The organism is Rhodococcus sp. T9N, from assembly GCF_024436645.1.
GTDB lineage: Bacteria > Actinomycetota > Actinomycetes > Mycobacteriales > Mycobacteriaceae > Rhodococcus_F > Rhodococcus_F qingshengii.
This window is the reverse complement of sequence record NZ_JAMSKS010000018.1, coordinates 58,055-75,920: the sequence shown is the minus strand read 5'-3', so window position 1 is coordinate 75,920 and position 17,866 is coordinate 58,055. Positions and strand designations below refer to the sequence as shown.

The 17,866-nt window shown below is 61.6% G+C and carries 13 protein-coding genes and 1 tRNA gene; 7 read left to right on the top strand and 7 right to left on the bottom strand.

Annotation, left to right across the window (positions count from 1 at the left end; genetic code table 11):
- Positions 1–43: 43 nt before the first annotated feature.
- From gltB to M1L53_RS25020, 4 genes are all read left to right on the top strand, one after another.
- The gene (gltB, locus tag M1L53_RS25035; RefSeq protein ID WP_054187420.1) at positions 44–4,543 is read left to right on the top strand and encodes a glutamate synthase large subunit; all 4,500 of its coding nucleotides are present in this window, start codon (positions 44–46) and stop codon (positions 4,541–4,543) included.
- Positions 4,536–6,038, top strand: coding sequence for a glutamate synthase subunit beta (locus tag M1L53_RS25030; protein WP_054187419.1), 1,503 nt, complete (start codon positions 4,536–4,538; stop codon positions 6,036–6,038). The genes gltB and M1L53_RS25030 overlap by 8 nt, the downstream gene beginning before the upstream one ends.
- Positions 6,039–6,121: 83 nt before the next feature.
- The gene (gene pyk, locus M1L53_RS25025) at positions 6,122–7,540 is read left to right on the top strand and encodes a pyruvate kinase (RefSeq protein ID WP_003944038.1); all 1,419 of its coding nucleotides are present in this window, start codon (positions 6,122–6,124) and stop codon (positions 7,538–7,540) included.
- Entirely contained in the window at positions 7,541–8,422 is an 882-nt protein-coding gene (locus tag M1L53_RS25020; RefSeq protein ID WP_003944096.1) for an acyl-CoA thioesterase II, read from the top strand. It begins immediately after the preceding gene.
- A gap of 33 nt (positions 8,423–8,455) precedes the next feature.
- Here M1L53_RS25020 and M1L53_RS25015 read toward each other — a convergent pair whose 3' ends face one another.
- The gene (locus M1L53_RS25015; protein WP_261949277.1) at positions 8,456–8,959 is read right to left on the bottom strand and encodes an SRPBCC domain-containing protein; all 504 of its coding nucleotides are present in this window, start codon (positions 8,957–8,959) and stop codon (positions 8,456–8,458) included.
- 278 nt (positions 8,960–9,237) lie between these two features.
- Here M1L53_RS25015 and M1L53_RS25010 point away from each other — a divergent pair, with 278 nt between their 5' ends.
- Positions 9,238–10,209: a bifunctional 5,10-methylenetetrahydrofolate dehydrogenase/5,10-methenyltetrahydrofolate cyclohydrolase gene (locus tag M1L53_RS25010; RefSeq protein ID WP_054187437.1), complete on the top strand. Its 972-nt coding sequence runs from the start codon at positions 9,238–9,240 to the stop codon at positions 10,207–10,209.
- A gap of 111 nt (positions 10,210–10,320) precedes the next feature.
- On the opposite strand, the gene M1L53_RS25005 is transcribed toward M1L53_RS25010, so the two are convergent.
- Positions 10,321–10,953 carry a hypothetical protein gene (locus tag M1L53_RS25005; RefSeq protein ID WP_054187418.1) on the bottom strand — a complete coding sequence of 211 codons (633 nt, stop codon included), beginning with the start codon at positions 10,951–10,953 and terminating at the stop codon, positions 10,321–10,323.
- A 75-nt stretch (positions 10,954–11,028) separates the two neighbouring features.
- Positions 11,029–11,105: transfer RNA gene (locus tag M1L53_RS25000), tRNA-Leu, on the bottom strand.
- A gap of 107 nt (positions 11,106–11,212) precedes the next feature.
- On the opposite strand from M1L53_RS25000, the gene M1L53_RS24995 reads away from it, so the two are divergent.
- Positions 11,213–11,830, top strand: a complete 618-nt coding sequence (locus M1L53_RS24995) for an ANTAR domain-containing response regulator (RefSeq protein ID WP_003944029.1) — start codon at positions 11,213–11,215, stop codon at positions 11,828–11,830.
- Positions 11,831–12,048: 218 nt separating this feature from the next.
- Entirely contained in the window at positions 12,049–13,380 is a 1,332-nt protein-coding gene (locus tag M1L53_RS24990; protein ID WP_003944031.1) for an ABC transporter substrate-binding protein, read from the top strand.
- 56 nt (positions 13,381–13,436) lie between these two features.
- On the opposite strand, the gene M1L53_RS24985 is transcribed toward M1L53_RS24990, so the two are convergent.
- Genes M1L53_RS24985 through M1L53_RS24970 form a run of 4 tightly spaced genes read right to left on the bottom strand, consistent with a single transcriptional unit; the run spans position 13,437 to position 17,566 of the window.
- On the bottom strand, positions 13,437–14,243 hold the full coding sequence (locus M1L53_RS24985) for an ABC transporter ATP-binding protein (protein WP_054187417.1): 807 nt from the start codon (positions 14,241–14,243) through the stop codon (positions 13,437–13,439).
- Entirely contained in the window at positions 14,240–15,268 is a 1,029-nt protein-coding gene (locus M1L53_RS24980) for an ABC transporter ATP-binding protein (RefSeq protein WP_054187416.1), read from the bottom strand. Before M1L53_RS24980 ends, M1L53_RS24985 begins: the two co-directional genes overlap by 4 nt.
- Entirely contained in the window at positions 15,261–16,250 is a 990-nt protein-coding gene (locus M1L53_RS24975; protein WP_003944088.1) for a branched-chain amino acid ABC transporter permease, read from the bottom strand. Before M1L53_RS24975 ends, M1L53_RS24980 begins: the two co-directional genes overlap by 8 nt.
- Positions 16,251–16,255: 5 nt before the next feature.
- Positions 16,256–17,566, bottom strand: a complete 1,311-nt coding sequence (locus tag M1L53_RS24970) for a branched-chain amino acid ABC transporter permease (RefSeq protein ID WP_037120375.1) — start codon at positions 17,564–17,566, stop codon at positions 16,256–16,258.
- Positions 17,567–17,866: the final 300 nt, after the last annotated feature.

Below are 17,866 nucleotides of genomic sequence, written 5' to 3'. Positions count from 1 at the left end.
AAACTAGCGCACGTCGGCTGCATGTCCGCGTGGAGGTCGCCGAGTGCTGTTTTCTCGAATACCTGAACCTCGGGGCCTGTACGACCCCGATCAGGAAACCGATTCGTGTGGTGTAGCCGTGGTAGCAGACACCTCTGGACGCCACCTGCATTCCGTTGTCGACGATGCGCTCGCGGTCCTGGGCAATCTCTCCCATCGCGGCGCAGTTGGGCGCGAATCCAACAGCGGAGACGGCGCGGGCATTCTGATTCAGCTGCCGACGGAGTTGTTCGACGCGGTGACCGAGTTCGAGCTTCCACCGCCCAATGCGATGGGTGAGAACACCTACGCGGCCGGAAACTGCTTTCTCCCGGTGGATCAGGAAGCACGTCGGCGCGCGGTCGTTCGGATACACCGGTACGCAGCGGCAGAAGGACTGCGGATTATCGGGTGGCGAGAGGTGCCGGTCGACCGCGACTGCGTCGGAACCGTTGCCGCGCAGTGCGCTCCGTACATCAGTCAGTGTTTTGTGACGTGCGCCGAGTCACGAGATCGTAGTGTGGGCGGAATTGCCTTGGACCGACGAGTCTTTGCCCTCAGGAGACAAGCCGAGCGGATTCACTCGGCCGACACTGCAGTGTATTTTCCCTCGTTGTCCGCCCGAACCATCGTGTACAAGGGCATGCTGACGCCGACGCAGTTATCCGGTTACTTCACCGACCTACGCGACGACCGAATGCGAACTGCGTTGGCAGTCGTGCACAGTCGATACTCCACGAACACATTTCCGTCGTGGCCACTCGCTCAGCCGTATCGCTGCATCGCCCACAACGGCGAGATCAATACGATTGTGGGAAACAGGAATTGGATGCGCGCTCGCGAGCCGATGCTGCGGAGCACACTTTTAGGTGGGGACATCGATCGCCTGTTTCCGATCTGCACCCCGCGAGGATCCGACTCTTCGTCGTTCGACGAAGTACTGGAGTTTTTGACGCTCGGGGGCCGCAGTGTGCAACACGCCATCGCGATGATGATTCCCGGAGCCTGGGAGAACGATTCTTCGATGCCCGACGAGATAAAGGCCTTCTACCAATTTCACGGTTGTCTGATGGAACCGTGGGACGGTCCGGCGTCCGTGACGTTCAGCGACGGCATTGTTGTCGGGGCCGTGTTGGATCGCAACGGTCTTCGCCCAGGGCGATGGTGGCGGATGAAGAACGACCGTATCGTGTTGGCCAGTGAGAGCGGTGTGTTCGACGCTCCCACGTCCGAGGTGTTGGAGAAGGGGCGCCTCGAACCGGGACGCATGTTTCTCGTGGACACCGCTCGCCATCGGATCGTTTCCGATGCGGAGATCAAGTCCGAACTCGCGAGCACGGCCCCCTACCGGGACTGGGTCGACGGGGGATTGGTCGACCTCGAGGAAATCCCCGAGACTGCGCCCGCCCGAGGCGATCCGGCTCCGCTGTTGCAACGGCAGTTGCTCTTCGGATACCACGCCGAGGACCTGCGGGACATTCTTGTCCCGATGGCAAGCTCAGGATCGGAGCCGTTGGGATCGATGGGTGTCGACACGCCTCTCGCCGTTCTTTCGGATCGGCCGAAGCTGTTGTACGACTACTTTATTCAGCTCTTTGCTCAGGTGACCAACCCGCCTTTGGACGCGATTCGCGAGGAAGTCGTCACTACGCTTGGTGTCACCCTCGGCGCTGAGCAGAACTTGTTCGAAGCGTCGGCGCTGTCGTGCCGAAGGATTGTTCTCGACAAACCGGTGATCGGACCGGGGAAGATGGCGAAGGTCGCCGAACTATACGGCGCAAGAACTCCGAGAAGCGCTGTCCTTCGCGCAGGTTTCGATCCGAGGGGCAGTCTCACCGAAGGCGTCGAGAGGCTTCGTGAGTCCGCCCGAACAGCCGCCGCAGCCGGAATCGAGATTCTGGTGATCTCCGACCGTGGATCAGGCCCTGAGCAGGCTCCCATTCCGTCATTGCTCGCAGTATCAGCCGTGCACCACGATCTGGTTCGTCATGGCCTGCGGACCAAGGTTTCCCTTGTCGTCGACTCGGGTGACGCGCGCGAAGTTCATCACATCGCGCTGCTGATCGGCTACGGTGCGGCGGCTGTCCACCCGTATCTTGCTCTCGAATCTGTCCAAGCCCTCAGCGAGCAGGACGAACTTCCCGGGATAGATCCGAAGACTGCGTCGGACAACTACCTGAGAGCAACAAATTTCGGCGTGCTCAAAGTGATGTCGAAGATGGGAATCGCTACGGTTCACTCCTACACGGGCGCACAGGTATTCGAGGCCGTGGGCTTGGGTCGAGAGTTGGTCGACGAATACTTCTGCAACACACGGAGCCGGATCGGCGGGATCGGTATCACCGAAGTCGCGCGCGAAGTTCTGATGCGCCACACGGCTGCGTTCTCGTCGTCCGCAGTGCAGCATCGTCAGTTCGACAATCGTCAGTTGACCGACAGCGGACAGTACCGGTATCGCCGCGATGGTGAATTGCATGTGTTCACACCCGAATCCGTGTTCTTCCTTCAGCACGCGACCCGGACGGCGCGAAGTGAAATCTTTCGCCGCTACAGCGATGAAGTCGATCGACTGAGCGCGCAGGGCGGAACACCGCGGGGATTGTTTCGATTTCGGTGTGAGGTTCGTCCGCCGATTCCGCTCGATCAGGTCGAACCCGTCGAGATGATTCTCGCTCGATTCAACACCGGTGCGATGAGCTACGGCTCCCTCTCTGCGGAGGCGCACGAGACGATGGCGGTTGCGATGAATGCTCTCGGCGGGCGTTCCAACACCGGTGAGGGCGGAGAGTCGCCGGAGCGGTTGCGTGACGACAAGCGTCGAAGCGCAGTCAAGCAGGTCGCGAGTGGGCGCTTCGGGGTGACCAGCGATTACCTGGTCAATGCCACCGACATTCAGATCAAGATGGCCCAAGGTGCCAAGCCCGGTGAAGGAGGGCAGCTTCCGGGGTCCAAGGTGTACCCGTGGATCGCGGAAACCCGGTACTCGACGCCTGGGGTCGGGCTCATTTCTCCGCCCCCGCACCACGACATCTATTCGATCGAGGATCTCGCCCAATTGATCTACGACCTCAGATGCGCAAACGATCGTGCGCGGATACACGTGAAGTTGGTCAGCGCAGTCGGAGTCGGGACTGTTGCGGCAGGTGTGGCCAAAGCGCACGCCGACGTGGTGCTGATCTCCGGTCACGACGGTGGGACGGGTGCTGCGGCACTCTCGTCCATCCACCACGCGGGTACGCCGTGGGAGGTCGGGCTGGCCGAAACTCAGCAGACTCTGGTGCTCAACGGGTTACGCGATCGAATCGTCGTCCAGTGTGATGGCGGTTTGCGCACGGCGCGGGACGTCGTCGTCGCCGCGTTGCTGGGGGCGCAGGAGTACGGGTTTTCCACGGCGCCACTCATCGCGGCCGGCTGCGTCATGATGCGGGTATGTCACCTCGACACCTGCCCCGTCGGAGTAGCAACGCAGAATCCCGAACTGCGCGAGCGATTCACCGGCCGGCCCGAGTACGTCGAGAACTTCTTTCGCTTCATCGCCGACGACGTACGACGGCTGTTGGCAGAACTGGGGTTTCGAAGTATCGACGACGCTCTGGGCCACGCAGACGTATTGGAAATGTCTCCGGCGGTGGCGCATTGGAAGAGTCGCACGTTGGACCTCTCACCACTCTTCGACGTTCCGGCCGCGCCGACCGGCGCGGCCTACCCGCCGTGTGTACCTGTTTCGAGCGAACTCGAACGCACCCTGATCGAGTGCGCCGCGAACTCACTCGAGGACGCTCGACCCGTGCATATCGAACTGCCAGTACACAATACGGATCGGGCGGTGGGAACGAGGCTGGGCGCAGAGGTGACCAGACGCTACGGCGCCGTTGGGCTACCTGAAGGCACCATCGACGTCGTGCTCAGTGGAACGGCAGGCCAGTCACTCGGTGCGTTCCTGCCGCCCGGCATCTCGCTGGTCGTCGTCGGCGATGCAAACGATTACGTGGGAAAGGGGCTCTCGGGTGGACGAATTGTGCTTCGGCCGAGTGAGGACGCACCCTTCGTGGCCGAGGAGCAGGTGATTGCCGGCAATACGCTGCTGTACGGCGCTACGAGCGGTGCGCTCTATGCCCGGGGGCGTGTCGGGGAACGATTCGCGGTGCGAAACTCGGGTGCGGTCGCTGTGGTGGAAGGCGTCGGCGACCATGCGTGTGAGTACATGACCGGGGGTCGCGTCGTCATCATCGGCCCAACTGGTAGGAACCTTGCTGCGGGAATGTCGGGCGGAATTGCCTTCGTACTCGATGTGAAGGCAGAGAAGGTCAACCGCGACATGGTCGTGCTGGAGCGGCCTTCGGCGGAAGACTGTCGTCAGCTGGTCGACATTCTCGGCGAGCATTTGGCCGCTACCGGCTCGCCGGTGGCTGCGAAACTTCTCGACGACTGGGTTGGCCAGAGTCCGAGATTCACCAAAGTCTTGCCTGTCGACTACCGGAAGGTCGTGGAAGAGAGCGAACTGGTGGAGCCGGCTCATGCCTGACGCACGCGGGTTCCTCAACGTGAAACGATCCGACGCACCGACCAGACCGCCCGATGTGCGTGTCGGCGACTGCGCGTCGGTATACGAGTCGCTGGATCCCGTCGTGCGAAATCGAGACGTATCTGCACAGGCCTCGCGTTGCATGGACTGCGCTGTGCCGTACTGCCATTCGGCCGACGTAGGGTGTCCGCTCGGCAATCTCATTCCGGAATGGAACGACCTGGTTCGGCGTGGACGGTGGTCCGAAGCCTCGGAGAATCTGCATTCCACCAACAATTTCCCCGAGTTCACCGGACATCTGTGCCCCGCACCGTGCGAAACGGCGTGCGTTCTCGCACTCGACGACGAGCACACGTCGGGGGGTGTCACCATCAAGCGCATCGAACAGGCGATTGTCGACAACGCCTGGGAGTCGGGTTGGTTGGGGCCGCAGGCTGCGGTAGTTCACAGCGGAAACCGTGTTGCGGTTGTCGGTTCGGGACCGGCGGGACTGGCCGCGGCTCAACAACTGACACGAGCCGGACACAGTGTCACGGTGTTCGAGCGGAGCGATCGGATCGGGGGACTGCTTCGCTACGGAATTCCGGAATTCAAGTTGCCCAAGGCCCTCATCGACCGGCGGCTGGACCAACTGACCGCCGAGGGGATCAGATTCGTCACCGACTGCGCCGTCGGAGTGAACGTGAGCGCGCACGACCTCTCGACGGAATTCGAGGCGGTAGTCCTGGCGGTCGGGGCTGATCGTGCCAGAGACACCGACGTACCGGGTCGTAGTCTTCGCGGAATCCATCGTGCGATGACGTACCTGCGTGCGGCCAACCACGAATGCGAGGTTGATGGTGCGTCGAGCATCTCGGCGCGAGGTAAGAACGTCGTGATCATCGGTGGCGGCGACACGGCCGCCGACTGCCTCGGCACGGTGCATCGCCAAGGCGCCCTCTCGGTGACGGAATTGGATTACCACGTCCCACCTCCGGCACACCGCGATCGAGATCGCGACCCATGGCCGCTGTGGCCGCGGCTCCTACGCACCTCGCCGGCGGACGAGGAGGGCAGTGACAAACGATTCCGATGGGCGGCGCAGGAATTTCTCGACGACGGTGGGGGTGCGGTCCGCGCAATCCGGATGGTTCCGGTAGCCGTGTCACGAGCGAAGGACGGACAACGGACCCTGGTGGAGACCGGCGACACGACGGATCTGGTGTGCGAGATGGTCCTGCTCGCTCTGGGTTTCGACGGCGTCGAAACCGCCCCGCTGCTCACCGACCTTGATGTCGGCACCGATCCACTCGGCAGAATCGAGTGTGATGTCGGGTGGCAGACCCGGACACCCGGCGTATTCGTCTGCGGCGACGCGCATCGCGGGGCGTCGCTGGTCGTGTGGGCGATTGCCGAGGGACGGTCGGCCGCACGTGCCGTCGACATGTTTCTCACAGGCGAGTCGGCGCTTCCGGCTCCGGTTCATCCAAAGGCATTTCCGCTGTTCGTGAGCTGACCAACTGAATCGAGTAAGTACAGAAAGTGCAGGTCGCAAAATGCCGGATAGAAGTGCGGTGGGGTAGCGACTAGGCTCGAGCCGTGAACCGACGGACAAAAATTGTATGCACACTTGGACCTGCGACAGCTTCTGGCGACCGCATCCGTGAGCTCGTGGAGAGCGGCATGGACGTGGCGCGCCTCAACTTCAGCCACGGCGAGCATGCCGATCACGAAGAAAACTACATTCGCGTCCGCGCCGCGTCGGACGCCACCGGAAAGGCCGTCGGTGTTCTCGCCGACCTTCAGGGGCCCAAGATTCGCCTCGGCCGATTCAAGGACGAGCGGACCACCTGGGCCAACGGTGAAGAGGTTCGTATCACCGTCGACGACGTCGAGGGAACGCACGATCGCGTCGGGACCACGTACAAGGAATTGGCGCGCGACGCCAAGGCCGGCGATCGACTGCTGGTCGACGACGGAAAGGTCGGCCTGGTCGTCACGTCCATCGACGGCAACGACGTCGTCTGTCGGGTCACCGAAGGCGGTCCGGTCAGCAACAACAAGGGCCTCTCACTGCCCGGTATGAACGTCTCCGTTCCAGCCCTGTCGGGCAAGGACATCGCCGACCTCGAGTTCGCTCTCAAGCTGGGTGTCGACTTCATTGCACTCTCCTTCGTTCGCTCACCGGCGGACGTCGAATTGGTTCACGCCATCATGGATCGAGTCGGGCGCCGCGTTCCCGTCATCGCGAAGCTCGAGAAGCCCGAGGCCATCGACAATCTCGAAGCCATCGTGCTCGCGTTCGACGCCGTCATGGTCGCCCGCGGTGACCTCGGTGTCGAGTTGCCGCTCGAGCAGGTCCCGCTCGTTCAGAAGCGCGCAATCCAGATTGCTCGTGAGAACGCGAAGCCGGTCATCGTCGCGACGCAGATGCTCGAGTCGATGATCGAGAACTCACGTCCCACTCGCGCAGAGGCATCCGATGTCGCCAACGCCGTTCTCGACGGCGCCGACGCAGTCATGCTCTCGGGCGAGACTTCGGTGGGCAAGTACGTCATGGAAACCGTTCGCACCATGGCCCGCATCGTCGAGGCCGTCGAGAACGAATCGACCCGTGTCCCACCGTTGACCCACGTCCCGCGCACCAAGCGCGGTGTCATCTCGTACGCAGCACGCGACATCGGCGAACGTCTCGACGCCAAGGCCTTGGTTGCGTTCACTCAGTCCGGTGACACGGTGCGTCGACTGGCTCGTCTGCACACGCCGCTGCCGTTGCTCGCCTTCACACCGCTGCCCGCGGTGCGCAGTCAGCTGACGCTGACGTGGGGAACCGAGACGTTCCTGGTCGATGCGGTGGCCACCACCGACGAGATGGTGCGTCAGGTGGACAGTGCGTTGCTCTCCCTCGGGCGGTACGTCAAGGGCGACCTCGTGGTCATCGTTGCCGGATCCCCTCCGGGAACTGTCGGTTCCACCAACCTCATTCACGTCCACCGTATCGGCGAAGAGGACCACTGAGTGACCCACGCGAACGCGTCCACCGACCTCGGTACTCTCCTCGGTCTGTTGGATCTGGAGCAGATCGGTGAAGACGCGTTCCGTGGATACCACCCGAAACAGGTAGGTTCGCGGACGTTCGGCGGTCAGTTGGTGTCTCAGGCACTGATGGCCGCCGGGCGGACCGTCGACGGTGATCGCCCCATCCATGCGGTGAATGCCCATTTCATTCGCGGCGGAGATGTCAAGGCGCCCATCGAGTATCGGGTGGATCGTCATCGCGACGGGCGGGCGTTCGCCAACCGTCAGGTGACTGCCTATCAGGGTGAGAACGAATTGTTCGTGATGCTCGCGGCGTTCCAGGACTCCGGCAAGGGGCTCGACCATGCTGTCGAGATCCCGGATGTTCCACTTCCGGAGTCGTTGCCTCCCATCGGCGATCATCTGGTGGGGTACGAGGAAAAACTGCCGCATTTCAGTGCGGCGCTCAAGCCGATCGACATGCGGTACGCCAACGATCCGGCGTGGATCCTCAAGGGCACCGGCGAGAAACTCAACCACAATCGGGTGTGGATGCGCCCCGACGGTGATCTGCCGGACGATTCGCTCATTCACGCTGCGACGCTGGCATATTCGTCCGACACCACCGTGCTCGATTCGATTCTGACCACTCATGGTTTGTCCTGGGGTCATGATCGTATCGTCGCGGCGACGGTCAATCATTCGATCTGGTTCCATCGCCCGTTCCGGTTCACCGACTGGGTTCTGTACGCCACCGAATCGCCGGTCGCCGCAGGTTCGCGCGGTCTGGCAACGGGACGGTACTTCTCGGTGGAAGGACTGCTGTTGGCGACGGTGGTCCAAGAAGGAATGATCAGGCATTTCCCGCGTAAAGGGGAATGAGATGCGGGCCCGAGACTGAACTCGGGCCCAGAATCAAGCAGACTTGCGATATTGCGGTGAGAGTTCGTCGGCGCGGTCCCACGGAGACCAGTCGACTTCGCGTCCATCGAGTTGGGCCGCAACAACTTCCAAGCCCGCGTGCCAGCCGGCGGCGTGCGCGTACGCGGATTCCTCGTCCTCCATCGTGTGGGTGAGAGTCAGCCAACAGCCGCCGGTGCCGTCCGGTGCCAGTTCCCAATGAAGAGTGTCTGCGTCCCAGAGGAATTCGAGAATTCGGTGCGGGTGGACGCTGATGACCGTCCCGCGCGTCACGTGATCTGCGGGCAGTCGGAAACGCTCGACTTGTTCCGGTGTCACCTTGAACAGTAGATCCGCGCCGGGAGTGAGATCGAAATCGACGTCCGCCGGAAACCAGGCGTCGAGGTACTCGCGTTCCGTTATCACTTTCCAGACCTTGTCCGGTGCGTGCGGAATCGCCAGTTGGAAGCTCAGTGACACCCGACCGTCATAGGTCAGGTTTATCTTGCCGTTGTCCATCGGTGCCTCCAATGCTTGGTGCCCGTGCGGTTGCCCCCATCGTGCCATCTAATTGCACAGGATGGAATAACTGCAGGTCAGATCGTTACCTATTGATAGGTTATGTCGATTTGTCTCGTTTTGTGAGTGGCGTTCTCGACGCGTTTCGTGGCGGTGAAGCAACCGCGCGGTACGCTGACCACGCACGACTGGCGCGGGTGGGGATTACCACCGGGGAGTGCACATCGCGAGGCATCGACCGCCTGGGTGCTTCACACATCTTGTGTGAAGGGGGATCCATGTCTACCGAGAATCGGCCTACCGAAAACGTCTCTACCAAGAATCTGTCGACCCAGACCGCGCCCGCTCGAATAATCGACGGACGCGCAATTGCCGATGGTGCGCTCGCGGACCTGTCAGTGCGCACCAGGCAGTTTCGTGATGAGGCGGGGCACGTTCCTTGCCTGGCCGCCGTCATCGTGGGAGCGGACCCGGCCTCGAAGGCGTATGTACAGATGAAGGCCAAACGATCTGTCGCCGTCGGAATGACGTCGCGGACGGTCGAACTCCCGGTGAGTACAACCACCGAAGAACTGGTCGGCGTGCTGAGAGCGTTGTCGGCGGACCCTTCGATCGACGGCATACTGCTGCAACACCCGGTGCCAGACCACATCGACGAACGGGCCGCGTTCGATGCCATCTCGGCCGACAAAGACGTTGACGGCGTCACTTCGGCATCTTTTGCGGCAATGGCGTTGACCGGTGGGGGATTCGAATCGTGTACGCCGAGTGGCATCCTGCGCCTGCTCGACGCCACAGGCGTCGAACTCTCCGGAAAGCATGCTGTCGTGGTCGGCCGAAGCCCGATACTCGGATTGCCGATGGGAATGCTCCTCCTGCGTCGAGGCGCAACGGTGACATACTGCCATTCGCGCACCGTCGACCTGGCCGCCCACGTCGCCTCGGCAGACGTCGTCATCGCGGCCGTCGGTGTTCCGGAACTGATCAAAGGGGCGTGGATCAAGCCTGGGGCAGTGGTGATCGATGCGGGGTACAACGAGGGCAACGTCGGAGATGTGGAGTACGCCGCTGCGCTCCCACATGCCGGTGCGATCACACCAGTGCCGGGTGGCGTCGGCCCCATGACGGTGGCAGTCCTGCTGGAACAAACACTGGCAGCAGCAGTTCGAGCAGCGGACGTTCGGGCATGCAGTGAGAATCATGACAGTCGTGTTGAACCGGACCCCGCAATCGCCTCGGATCGATTGTGAGACCTCGGTTTCGAGACGGAGTAGTCATCCGCCCCGCGATAACCGAATTACCGCGTCGAGCACCGCTGCGCTGGAATGGCTGAGCTGAGCGCGCAATTGGGTATTCGACAGTCAGCTGTCTGCCTTGGGGATGTCGATCGTCAACTGGGACGGTGAATCGGATGTCGATACGGTGTATGCCGGACGGATGTCGACCGTGCCGACAAACGACTGCAGGATCGCACTGTTCCTGGCTGCACTGTCTATGCGCGTGATGTTTTCGCCCTCGTGAGATACGGAGTTGAGCGACGAATCCGATTGGACTCCCATCAGGTCGACTTGAAGTATCGATCGACTTCCGACGTCCACGACTGTGCTGTCACCCGCTCGGATTGCTTCACTGACGTATTCGGTTTTCCAGAACACAGATCCGCTTCCGTCGAAGCGATAGGTGATGCGGGTGAAACCATCGTGATCGATCACGTCGATCTCGGTCACGTCGACGCGCGGAGTCGGTGAAGGGACCTCCGTGTCGTTCGGGAACGGGGGAGGCATGGAGATCTCGGTGGATGGGGCATCGATAGGGGGAGAGCCGACCTGAAGGGTGCCGGTCTGTGTTGCAGCATCGAGCGTGGCCTGGGTGGAAGATTCGCCGGCAGTGCTGGATTCGCCGGCAGTATTGGATTGGCCGTCTGTTTGACACCCGGTGAGCAGCGCGAGAATCGATATGGCTCCGAGCAGAGCAATCAGCCGGTGACCGTTCATGGATCGAATCTAACGGCGGTCGATCTGGGGTACAGCCGAATGCCGAAACCTTGCGGTGCGGCCAGCTGCGGCAGGTGGTGCCCTCGGTGAGACTCGAACTCACACTGGACGGGTTTTGAATCCGTTTCCTCTGCCAATTGGGATACGAGGGCTTGTTGCGATGACTACATTAGAAGATGCGATTTCAATGTCAAACACCGGTACCCTCTAATCGTTCGCGTCTCGTGTCGGGGCGGTTCGATGGAGGAGGATGGTGGCCATGAATTCGCCGCAGCCGCAAGGCAATCAGCTCGCACCCCGTCGTGTTGTCGTCGCTGAAGACGAGGCGTTGATCCGCATGGATCTGGTCGAGATGCTCCGCGAAGAGGGCTACGACGTCGTCGGTGAGGCCGGTGACGGGCAGGTTGCGGTGGAGTTGGCCGAGTCGCTCAAGCCTGATCTGGTCATCATGGACGTGAAGATGCCCAGGAGAGACGGCATCGACGCCGCTTCGGAGATTGCCGCCAAACGGATCGCTCCTGTTGTCATTCTCACAGCGTTCAGTCAGCGCGAGTTGGTCGAGCGCGCACGCGATGCCGGCGCCATGGCTTACTTGGTCAAGCCGTTCTCGATCAGTGACCTCGTTCCCGCTGTCGAATTGGCGGTCAGTCGTTTCCGCGAGGTGACGGCGCTCGAGCGTGAGGTCGCTGATCTTTCCGACCGGCTCGAAGCACGCAAGCTGATCGAGCGAGCCAAGAGTGTTCTGATGGTTCGCCAAGCGCTCACCGAACCTGAGGCGTTCAAGTGGATTCAGCGCGCCGCGATGGATCGGCGCTCCACGATGAAGGCGGTCGCACAGGTCGTACTGGAAACTCTGGGCGGTGAACCGGACGCTTGAGCAAAGTGTCCGGGTTATCCGGCTGCACTGAGTGGCTGCGTCGACCGTCGAAACGTCGCGCAGCGCTACAGCCGTGTAAACACTGTGCGCCTTCAGATAACAGTCAGGTCACAGGGCTTTCTTGAAGGATCGCGAAACGGTTCCAAGGTCTAGCGTCTGATCCCACAGCGAGCGCCAGTTCGGGTGGCGCGAGCACCGGCTGATCTTAGGAGCGTGGGATGGCTAGACGAACACTTGTGCGTACTGCTGCAGTTCTCGGCGCGGCATCACTGGCACTTGCAGGCTGTAGCTCGGACAAGTCGGATGACTCGTCTTCGAGTGGCTCTACGTCCGGCGCTTCCGCCGCGACGACATCCGTCACGACTGATTGCACCCCGGAGCAGGCCAAGGCCGGCGCCACCCCGTCCACGGAAGCGCTGCGTATCGGCACGCTTCTTCCCGATACAGGCAGCTTGTCGTTCCTCGGGCCGCCGATGGTCGCGGGCACCCAGCTGGGAGTCAACGACGTCAATGCAGCCGGAGGCGTTCTCGGCCAACCGGTCCAGCTGATTCCCGGCGATTCGGGTGACACCACAACGGACACCGCCAACACCACCGTCGACCGCGAATTGGCTGCAGGCACTCAGGTCATCGTCGGCGCCGCGTCGTCTTCGGTCTCGCTCAAGGTGATCGACAAGATCGCCAGCGCAGGCGTCGTGATGTTCTCGCCTGCCAACACCTCGGACCAATTCGTCTGCTACCCCGACAAGGGCATGTACTTCCGCACCGCTCCGACGGACGTACTGCAGGCTCAGGCCGTCGCACAGCTCATTTCGGACGACGGTGGTCAGCGCGTAGCGATCATGGCCCTCAACGACCCGTACGGGACGGGTCTGGCGGACAACATCGAAAAGAATCTGATCGATTCGGGTGTCCCCTCCGATCAGATCGAGAAGATCATCTACGACCCGAACGCGCAGTCGTTCAACTCCGAAGTCGATCAAGTCAAGAACTTCAATCCGGATGCAGTGGCACTGGTGGGCTTCGAAGAGTCGGCGAAGATCATCACGCGCATGCACGAAGTGGGCATCGGCCCGTCGGACGGAATGGCGATGTACGGCGTCGACGGCAACATGGGCAACGCTCTCGGCGAATCCGTGGCGAAGCCGTTGCTCGACACCATGCAGGGAACGACGCCCCTGACGGACGTCGGAGCTGCCTTCCAGGATCGTCTGAAGGCTGTGAACCCCTCTCTGATCGACTTCAACTACGCCGGAGAGTCATACGACGCGGTGGTGATCTCAGCGCTCGCTGCCGAGCAGGCGAAGTCGACGGCCGGTACCGACATCGCGGCCAACATCAACAGCGTCACCGAAGGCGGCACCAAGTGCACGTCTTACGTCGAGTGCCTGCCGTTGGTGAAGGCGGGAACCGACATCGACTACGACGGCATCACCGGTGAGTTGGACTTCAACGATTCGGGGGAGCCGTCCATCGGTTCGTACGGAAAGCTCAAGTTCGGCCCTGAGAACACCCTGACCACAGAAGGATTCGTGGTGGTGGGCAAGTAAGCAGCCAAGGAGAATGGGCCAGGGTCTCGCGACCCTGGCCCATTCTCGTGTCTGTACTACTTCTCTTTGCTTCCAGCGAGCGTTCCCAAGTACAACTCGATCACCTTGGGGTCGTTCATCAGATTGGCGCCGGTGTCGGTGTACGCGTTCTTACCCTGATCGAGTACGTAACCGCGGTCGCAGATCTGAAGGCAGCGGCGCGCGTTCTGCTCGACCATGATGACCGAGACACCGGTAGCATTGATCTTCTTGCAGCGGATGAACACCTCGTCCTGGAACATGGGGGACAGGCCCGCGGACGGTTCGTCGAGCAGCAGCACCGACGGATCCATCATCAGGGCCCGGCCCATCGCGACCATCTGGCGTTCGCCGCCGGAGAGTGCGCCGGCCTTCACCTTTCGTCGTTCACTCAGAAGGGGGAACAGTTCACTCACGAAGGCGAATCGTTCCGCGAATGCCTTGGGACGCAGATAAATGCCCATTTCGAGGTTTTCTTCGATGGTCAGAGTCTGAAAGACGTTCTGCGTTTGAGGGACGTACCCGACTCCCTTCTGAACGAGGACGTGAGCGGGCGCAGACGTGATGTTGTCCTCGCGTAGGGTGACCGACCCTTCGCGTACCGGTATCAGTCCGAACAGTGATTTCAGGAGTGTCGATTTGCCTGCGCCGTTCGGTCCGATGATCCCGACGATTTCCCCTTCCTTCAGGAAGAAGTTGCATTCACGCAGGATGTTGACGCCGGGAATGTAGCCCGCGACGAGGCTGTCGGCGCGGAGCAGGGCACCTGCCGACAGTCGCTGATGCTCCTCGGCCGTCGCGGCGAACTCTGCAGGCGTGAGTGAACGTGCGTGGTTCTCGCTCATGGCTTCTCGTGCCTTCCGCGCGGTTCCTCGGGACTCGATTCCAGCGTCGCGGCGAGATCGGCCGGAAGGTTGTCGACGTCGGGTTCCGACAGGTCCCCGCCCGACTCGAGGGTTTCGACCTCGGCTTCAGCCAGGGCGGCGGCCAGAACGGCCGTCTCGCCCACCGGATTTCCGTTGTCGTCGAACTCGAGGGCCTGGTCATGGTGGCTGCCCAGATATGCGTCGACGACGGCTGCGTTGGACGAGAGTTCGTCCGGGGTGGATTCGGCGATGACGCTGCCCTGCGCCATGACCACCACCCAATCGCTGATGTCTCGGATCACGTCCATGTCGTGCTCGACGAACACCACTGTCATTCCGTCGTCGCGCAATGACTTGATGTGTCCGAGCAGGCTTTGCGTCAGAGCAGGATTGACCCCCGCCATCGGTTCGTCCAGCATCACCACCGAGGGCGAGGTCATGAGTGCGCGAGCCATTTCGAGCAGTTTGCGCTGCCCACCGGAGAGTGAACCGGCGAGGTCGTCGGCCTTGGTGTCGAGTTTGAATCGTGCGAGGAGTTCGTTGGCGCGTTCGGTGATCTCGCGTTCCTGGCCTTTCCAGATCCACGGGACGAGAGATGCAAAAATGCGTTCACCACGTTGGCCGGTGGCACCGAGACGTACGTTGTCCAGCACGGTGAGTTTGGAGAGCGCCTTGGTCAACTGGAACGTCCGTACCACTCCTTTCCTGGCTACCTGGTGGGGATACATGCGGCCCAGCGATTGACCGTCCATCGACCACGTACCGGTGTCCGGCCGGTCGAATCCGGTAAGGAGGTTGAAGAGCGTCGTTTTTCCGGCACCGTTTGGACCGATCAGACCCGTGATGCACCCTCGTTGAATCTCGAGGTGATCGACGTCGACGGCCTTGAGACCGCCGAACGTCCGCGAGACGTTGTCAGCGACCAACACCGGATCGGGTTTCGCCGATCCGGGAAGGTGAGGAACGTCGGCAAAGATCTGTGCTCTGGTATCGGCGTCAAGCATTGAGTTGCACCTCCCGCTTGTTACCCAGTATTCCCTGCGGTCTGAAGACCATCAGGAGAGCAATCATCAATCCGAGCAGGACATACCTGGTGGCTCCGACCTGTTGTTCGGTCAGCGAGAGCAGCGGATTCTCGCCGGAGATCGCCTGACGCAGCAAGGCATCAGGGATGGCGAGGAGGAACCAGAACAACATTGCGCCGACCACCGGGCCGAATACCGTTGCCGCCCCGCCCAGAATCAGTGCGCCGAACGCGAAGAACGTCTGCGCGGTCGAGTAGAAGTCCGGGTTGATGGACTTGGTCTGCAAAGCGTTGAACACTCCGGCCAGACCACCGATCACGCCGCCGAGAACCAGCGCCTGCATCTTGTACACGAACACGTTCTTGCCCAACGATCGCGCTGCGTCCTCGTCTTCGCGTACCGCCTTGAGGACGCGCCCCCACGGGCTGTGCGTCAACAGGTAGACAAATCCGCACAAGATCAAGACCAGCGTCCACCCCACGACCATCGACCAGAGGTCGTCTCCGTAGAACTTCACGCCGAGAAATGAGTACTGCTTGGCCGAGTCGAAGGGGCTCAGTGCGGTGAACGGGTCTGCGAAACCGAACAGGCCATTGGTGGAACCGGTCACCGAATCCGACGCGGTCGAGCGGAAGATCAGACGCAAGATCTCCGAGGCCGCGATGGTCACGATGGCGAGATAGTCGGCGCGCAGACGCAGCGTCGGGATACCGAGCACGAGCGCGAGGAGCCCGGCTGCGGTGAGTCCGACGAGGATGCCGAGCCAGAGCGGCTGGTCGTAGGTCACGGTCATGATGCCGACGCCGTAGCCGCCGAGAAGGGCAAAACCGATCTGACCGAAATTGAGCAGCCCGGCGTAGCCGAAGTGCAGGTTCAACCCGATTGCCAACAGTGCGTAGAAGATTGCCGACGGCCCGATCAGCTGGGCGAAGGAAACCTGGAAAGCTCCCATGATGTCCATATTCGTCACCCGATCCTTTGTCTGGATCCGAGGATGCCCTGGGGGCGAACCACGAGGATCACGATCAAGACGAGAAGTCCGCCGATGTATTTGAGGTCTGGGTTGATGATGAGCGTCGAGAGTTGGACCAGAAGTCCGACGATGACGCAGCCGAGTAGCGCCCCGTACGCGGTTCCCAGACCACCGAGGGTGATTCCGGCGAACATGAGCAGCAACAGTTTGAATCCCATTTCCCACTGGACGCGTCCGCCGAGTTCGGAGATGCCGAACAGCACACCGCCGAGGGCGGCCAATCCGCCGCCGAGACCCCAGACGAACATGATCACGCGCTCGACGTTGATTCCGGACGAAGCGGCGAGGTCACGATTGTCGGAGACGGCACGCATGGCCTTTCCGATGCGAGTCTTCTGCAGAAGCAGTGCGACGCCGACCAGGACGACCAGACTGACGATCATGACTATCGCGTTGGCGTCGGTCAGTGCGATCGGGCCCCAGTTCTTCTCGACCTGGCCCTGGTAGTCGTCGAACGGTTCTGCGCGGTCGGAGAAGAAGATCAGGATCAAGTAACGCAATGAAATCGCGAGACCGATCGAGACCACCAATTGCGCGATCAACCCGGTCTTGCGCTTACGCAGTGGTTTCCAGACGATTCCGTTGGTCAGCAGGCCGATGCCGATGCCGACGAAGATCGCGAGGATCGTGGCGGGAATCAGCGGAACGCCGAAGGACGTGTTGATCACCCAGGCAGCAACGGCTCCCAAGGTCACCATCTCGCCGTGAGCGAAGTTGGTCAGGCCAGTGGTGCCGTAGATCAGGCTCAAACCCACACCGGCGATCGCGATCACGAGGCCGAACCGCAGACCGTCGACCGTCGTGCGGATCAGCTTCTCGCCGAAGCTGACATTCGAGGCGGTACGCACCTCGCCGAACGAGAAGATCACGGTGTTCGCGCGGCCGGCCACCACCTCGCGTTCGACAGCGGCTTGCACACTGACCCCGTCGGGAAGTGTGTCGGCAACGATCTCGAAGGTGTAGGTGCCCGGTGCCACGGCCAGTTCCCAACGGCCGTTCGATGCCGATTCTCCGGTGGCGACTTCCGTGCCGGAAGAATCGAGCGCACGGACGGTGACGCCCTCGAGGCGTGTGCCGCCGTTGTTGAGATTGCCGCTGACGGGGACAGCGTTGTCGGGAACCGGTGCTGTCGGTGTTGCGGATGCTGTCGGGGTCGGCGGTGTAGGGGAAGTGGTCGGTTCCTGAGCCGAAGCAGTTCCGGCCAGGCTGAGTAATGCGAAGAACGTCAGTAATGCAAAGGCCAGTAGTCGGCTGAGTGTCGCGAGGGTCTGCCGTTTCACTACGGGTGGGGCCACGTACGTCCTCCGAGCGGGTCGGGAATAGCGCGTCTGGACAAAGTGCCGCGCAGCAGAGGGATTGTTTCGCTGCTGCGATTTCCGGACTCTAACGGCTCCGTTCGCTTCAGATGGGGTTCTGAGATTTCCGGGATGTTTCGGTTCCGTATCGAAGGCCGAAGGCTGCATCAATTGTCCGATTCTTGTGTCTGTTCCTGCGTAAACAACGGCGAAGGCGTCGATGTCGGTCGCGATCCCTAGACTGATGAA